At 43.5% G+C, this 729-nt stretch carries 1 protein-coding gene; it reads right to left on the reverse strand.

Annotated elements, in window-relative coordinates; all coding sequences use genetic code 11:
• The coding region (locus A3729_RS32185) for a hypothetical protein (RefSeq protein WP_068633222.1) at positions 1-729 on the reverse strand (729 nt) is incomplete at both ends.

Here is a 729-nt window from a genome sequence, read left to right on the forward strand (position 1 = left end):
CGCAACAACCTCTGAACCACAGTCCCTTACTGCATAAAATAGACAATCCATCTTGGCGATTTCCGGATTATTAGTGATCATAAAGAGCTTTAAGTCTCGTTTAGCAAACAATCCGCCGTCTTTGATATAAACCAACTCATTTACCACACATTCTTCTCGACTATTTTTTGAAGAAAATACAGCTTTCAGATCATCTGTTGCGACCCAACCCAACTGCGTATCTTTAACAGTAATACCTGAATTCAATTGCTCTATACTGGGTAGCAAACACAAATCAGATTCTTCACTTAATTTCTCGCCATACCTTAGACGACAATCATCCTTTAGTTCGAGCCTTACCGGATTAGTAAGCACCTCCAAGCTCTCTTGACTTTCTTGGCCTGCCAAGACACTTTCTAAACGAAAATAACGATTTAAGCCCTCCCAAGCAATCTGGTGCGCAGACTCATCTAAACGCCCTCCACATTCAATCGTCACAGTTGGGCAAAGGTATTCGGTGACCTCCATCAGAGCCCCTAAACGTAGGTGAGTCACGATGAGGCGTTTAGTAAACAATTCTGTCAAAGCATCATGCTGAGGATCTTCGTAGATCGCCACCGCAAATGAAGGGCCTGAGCCCGAGGTGTTATGCATATCGATCAAGCTTTCAGGTTTATAGCGCTTTAAAGTCTCTAGAATCTCAGCGGCGAGATAGCCAGGTTCATCATCAAAGGGTTCTTTAAAGCAGCG

The sequence above is a fragment of the Oleiphilus sp. HI0043 genome (assembly GCF_001634935.1).